The sequence below is a fragment of the Actibacterium sp. genome (genome assembly GCF_041584535.1).
Lineage (GTDB): Bacteria > Pseudomonadota > Alphaproteobacteria > Rhodobacterales > Rhodobacteraceae > Actibacterium_D.
Genome location: NZ_JBFHDW010000230.1, coordinates 1 through 4,378, shown reverse-complemented (window position 1 = coordinate 4,378; position 4,378 = coordinate 1). Strand labels below are relative to the sequence as shown.

At 62.0% G+C, this 4,378-nt stretch carries 6 protein-coding genes; 2 read left to right on the top strand and 4 right to left on the bottom strand.

Going from position 1 to position 4,378, the window contains the following annotated elements:
* The 3 genes from ABYW26_RS11200 to ABYW26_RS11190 form a co-directional block, all read right to left on the bottom strand.
* Window positions 1-548: hypothetical protein (locus ABYW26_RS11200; protein ID WP_372604959.1), on the bottom strand; the 548-nt coding region annotated here is incomplete at its 3' end.
* Window positions 549-649: 101 nt separating this feature from the next.
* On the bottom strand, window positions 650-1,414 hold the full coding sequence (locus ABYW26_RS11195; RefSeq protein ID WP_372604958.1) for a sulfatase-like hydrolase/transferase: 765 nt from the start codon (window positions 1,412-1,414) through the stop codon (window positions 650-652).
* A 96-nt stretch (window positions 1,415-1,510) separates the two neighbouring features.
* On the bottom strand, window positions 1,511-2,635 hold the full coding sequence (locus tag ABYW26_RS11190; RefSeq protein WP_372604956.1) for a tetratricopeptide repeat protein: 1,125 nt from the start codon (window positions 2,633-2,635) through the stop codon (window positions 1,511-1,513).
* Between the two features lie 273 nt (window positions 2,636-2,908).
* Between ABYW26_RS11190 and pth the strand changes: the two genes are divergently transcribed.
* Together pth and ABYW26_RS11180 are read left to right on the top strand one after the other, a co-directional pair.
* Window positions 2,909-3,598, top strand: coding sequence for an aminoacyl-tRNA hydrolase (gene pth / locus ABYW26_RS11185; protein ID WP_372604955.1), 690 nt, complete (start codon window positions 2,909-2,911; stop codon window positions 3,596-3,598).
* A 12-nt stretch (window positions 3,599-3,610) separates the two neighbouring features.
* Complete coding sequence (locus tag ABYW26_RS11180) at window positions 3,611-3,991, top strand: DUF2237 family protein (RefSeq protein WP_372604954.1); 381 nt, start codon at window positions 3,611-3,613, stop codon at window positions 3,989-3,991.
* On the opposite strand, the gene ABYW26_RS11175 is transcribed toward ABYW26_RS11180, so the two are convergent.
* The coding region (locus tag ABYW26_RS11175; RefSeq protein ID WP_372604953.1) for a helix-turn-helix transcriptional regulator at window positions 3,967-4,378 on the bottom strand (412 nt) is incomplete at its 5' end. The genes ABYW26_RS11180 and ABYW26_RS11175 overlap by 25 nt on opposite strands.

Below are 4,378 nucleotides of genomic sequence, written 5' to 3'. Positions count from 1 at the left end.
TTTTCACGGCGCTCAGGTTTGGCCGTGCCCGTTGCGCCCCCGGCGCCGGCCCCGCCTTTGCGGCTGGCCAGCAGGTCACGCAGCTTTTCGCGGCGTTCCGGTTGCGCAGCGCCGGTTGCGGCCCCGGCACCAGCACCAGCACCCGCGCCTTTGCGGTTCGCCAGCAATTCACGCAGCTTTTCGCGGCGTTCCGGATTGGCGTCGCCACCCGCCCCGGCCCCGACCGCAGCACCGCCACCTTTGCGGTTGGCCAGCAGCTCGCGCAGCTTTTCGCGGCGTTCCGGATTGGCGTCGCCGCCACCCGCGCCCCCGCCTTTGCGGTTCGCCAGCAATTCACGCAGCTTTTCCCGACGCTCGGGGTTCGGCGCGTCGCCAGCACCGGCCCCGCCGCCGGCGCGCTTGGCCTTCAGCCGATCGCGCAGCACGCTGGCCCCACCGCCTTTTTCGACAGATGCTGTCGGCTTGCTGAACGGCTCGACCCGAGAGCCGCGTTTCTGCCGCAACGCCTCCAGTCTTTCACGCCGTTTGCCTTCGTCATTATCCGTCATTTGCCCTTAACTCCCCACGTCCCCAGAACGTTCTTTGCCCGCGGCGACGGTAAAACAATCACGCAATCAAGGCCTCGCCGCTGGCGATGGCGTGAATTGGATCAGGGCCGCAGCCCTTCGATGAATGGAACCTCAAATACCTTTTCGTGCATCACAGGCCCATGGCCAAAATAGCCGCCCTCGCCAAATGCGTCGCCGTGATCGCCCATAACGATGAAATAAGTGTCAGGTGGCGCCTTTTCGTACACACCTTCGAGAAGCTCATCGATATAGTCCACGCACCGCACCTGTTGGGCGTGAAGAGACCTCATGGTATCATCGTTGACCAAATCTTCGAAACTTTTCTCGTTGCCCTTCAGGCGGCCACCCGCATCGCCGCCCGCGGCCAATGATTTCGCCACGCCATGCAGGCCCGAAATATGGGGCAGATCGCTGCCATCCAGCATGTAGGGATAGTGAGTTTCACCAAGGTTCAGGAAATAAAAGCTGGGCTGGTCCTCGGAAAATTCGATGTCCGGCAACATGCCCGCGAAATCGAAATGGTTCCGCATCAGCTTGTAGTCGTCGAAATACTTGCTGAGCATGGTGAACGGGTTCAGCACCGGCATCGAGACCCGCGCCACGCAGCGATAGCCGTTATCCTTCAGCATCTTCGGCAGCGACAGCTGCGGGATGAAGGTCGAGAATTCCAGATTGGGAATGTCCAGCCGGTCGGTCCAGGTCGAAAAGTCCTTTTTATAGACTTCCGACGCATAGACATGCTGCGGCGAGGTGTGCGGCACCAGACCCAACAGAAAGGTGAAATGCGACGGGGCCGTCCACGAGGCATAGGCCCAGCGGCGTTCGACTTCGCCCAGTGCATTCATGTTTGCCGCTTTGGCTCGCTTGAAGCTGTCAAAACGACAGCTGTCGAGGATAATCATTACTAGGTTACGCGGCATTTCAGGTCTCTCTGTTTACACTTAACCACGTGCGCGTCGGAAACGCGCACCGAGTTTCTCGCGGACGGCGCCGGGATTCTCGCGGACGAAATCGTCCCGCGACAGGGCGGCTGCGAATTTGGCGGCCGTTTCGGCCTCGTCCTTGACCGGGGCGTTCAGCAGGGCCGTCAGCTCGGCGGGCCGCTCATCTTCCGAATGATGGTTCAGCACAGCGGCACGGTAATATTCGATTGCGTCACTGTTGCGACCCATGTCGAAATAAACGTCGGCAATCGCCTTTTGCACCGAGGCGATGTTGCGGCGGCCCTTGGCCAGCGCATGCAGTTCCGACAGGGCGGCGTCGTGCTTGCCCAGCTTCATCCGGGCATGCGCGGCGTCGATCGCGGCGCGGATCATGCGCGGGCTCAGGCGGTGGGCCTCGTCAAAGGCGCTGGCGGCCTTGGCATAATCGCCCAGACCCGAATGGGCAGCACCCAGCGCGTAATAGACCTTGGGCTTGTCGGCGCCATTGGCGGCCGCGATTTCCAAGGCCGCACGGGCCCCGGCAAAGTCTTCCTTGCGCAGCAAAGCCTTGCCCAGCTTGTATTGCGCCGTGCCCTGTTTCGGGGAAATCTCGACAGCGCGGCGCAGTTCGGCCTCGGCCTTGTCGAAATCGCCGGTGCGTTCATAAAGACCCGCCAGCATCAGGCGCAGCGACGTATCCTGCGGCGCACGCTGGATCGCGTCGAGCATATACGAGATCGCATCCTCGGGGCGTTTCTGTTTCTCCAGAAGCCGGCTCAGGCGCAGTTGTGCATGACCCGCGGTTGGGTCCATCTGAATGGCTTCTTCATATTGCGCGAGCGCCTCGTCGGTCTCGCCCAGCTTCTCGCGCGATTGGGCGCTGAGTAAAAGTGCGGGTGCAAAGTCGGGGTTGATGCTGAGCGCTTCTTCGAAATGCTCCAGCGCTTTCTGGTGATCACCCTCATGGGCGAACACCCGGCCAAGACCGACATGCGCGATGGCGATCTTGGGATTTTGTTCAAGAACGTCGCTGAAAATATTGAAAGCGGCGTCGATGTCCTTTTCTTTCAGCGATTCCATGCCTTGCTGGATCTTAGCGACCAGGCCGTCGCGGCGTTGGCCCGCCTGTCGAGACTGTTGCACTTGCGTATTCCTCGTGTCGCGCTTCAAAAAAGCCTGCGGTTTCAATACTTATCTTCTATCTAGCGATGGAAAGCCGTGATTCCAAGCGCCCGAAACAGATTAGCTCTGCGTTGCGGCACTGTCCAATAGATCGGCAGCGTGATGGGTTTCCGCACAAGCTGCAACCCCGCGACGCCTATCAATTGGTCGGGTGTTTTGCTTGGCCGGAAAAATGCATTACAACGGTCCCTGTTCCGGCGCCCGGCGACCGGATCACAGGCAGGAGATTTCAACATGCGGCTGTTCGTGGGTCTGGGCAATCCCGAGGCACAATACGCGGCGAACCGGCACAATATCGGTTTCATGGCCGTGGACCGGATTGCCGGGGATCATGGCTTTGCCCCGTGGCGCGCCAAGTTTCAGGGCCAGATCACCGAAGGCCGCCTGGGCCGCGAAAAGGTGCTGTTGCTCAAGCCTGAAACTTTCATGAACCGTTCAGGCCAATCGGTAGGCGAGGCGATGCGGTTCTACAAGCTGACGCCGGATGACATCACCGTCTTCCATGACGAGCTGGACCTTGCGCCGGGCAAATGCCGGGTCAAGACCGGCGGCGGCCATGCCGGGCATAACGGGTTGCGGTCGATCCACGGCCATATCGGCGATGCCTATCACCGGGTGCGGCTGGGCATCGGCCATCCGGGGCACAAGGACCGGGTCGCGGCCTATGTGCTGTCGGATTTCGCCAAGGCCGATCAGCAATGGCTGGACGATCTGCTGCGCGGTCTGTCCGACGGGGCGGCGGCCCTGGCCGAGGGTGATACGGCGCGGTTCCTGAATGCGGTGGCCCTGCGCACCGCGCCGCCGCGGTCCTCCACCTCGACGCCCAAGCCAGCCCCGCAAAAAGCGCCGCCTGCCCCGGCCGCCGATCCCGCCACTGACGACACGCGCTCGCCGCTTCAGCGGTTGGCCGACAAGTTTCGCTGACCGGGGGCCGATATGCAGATGGATCCGTCAGTCAATGTTCTGGGCAAGCCGCTGCAACCCTGCTCGGTGCGCCCGCTGACCGGGTTCTTCCGCGACGCCCATTGCAACACCTGCGCCAATGATTTCGGCAGCCATACGGTCTGTGTGGTGATGACGGCCGAGTTTCTGGCCTATTCGAAATATTTCGGCAATGACCTGTCCACGCCCCGGCCCGAATACGGGTTCACCGGGCTGAAACCGGGCGATCGCTGGTGCCTGTGCGCCAGCCGGTTTCTTCAGGCTCATGATGAGGGATGCGCGCCGCAGGTGCATCTGGACTCGACCCATATCCGCGCGCTGGAGGTGGTGCCGCTTGAGGTCTTGCGCCGTTACGCGACCTTGCCCGGCTCTTGAGGCAGCGCCGGCAACAGTGCGTCATCCATCAGGTCTTCGATGAACAGGCTTAGCAATTGCGGGCGCCCGGTTACGCCGGCCTTCCGATAGATCGCGTTGGTCTGGGCCTTGACCGTGCCTTCCGAGGTGCGCCGCAACCCCGCGATTTCCTGCGTCGACAGCCCCTTGATTGCGAACAGCGCCACGTCGCGCTCGGCCGGGGTCAGGCCCCATTCGTCAAAGCGTTCGCTGAGCAATTCCATGAACGCACCCGAGGCCACGCGCAGCTGCCGATGCGCCCGCTCGGAAACCATCATCGTGCGCCGCAGGGCCAGCGCCCCCAGCAACAGCCCCAGCAACAGCCCGACGGCGGCGCCGATTTCAATCAGTTCGCGGAATTTCCAATTG

Bases quoted from the DNA above. Each gene is read 5' to 3' on its own strand.
- ABYW26_RS11180 (WP_372604954.1), top strand. From the start codon at position 3,611: ATGCAGATGGATCCGTCAGTCAATGTTCTGGGCAAGCCGCTGCAACCC.
- ABYW26_RS11195 (WP_372604958.1), bottom strand. From the start codon at position 1,414: ATGAATGCACTGGGCGAAGTCGAACGCCGCTGGGCCTATGCCTCGTGG.
- pth (WP_372604955.1), top strand. From the start codon at position 2,909: ATGCGGCTGTTCGTGGGTCTGGGCAATCCCGAGGCACAATACGCGGCG.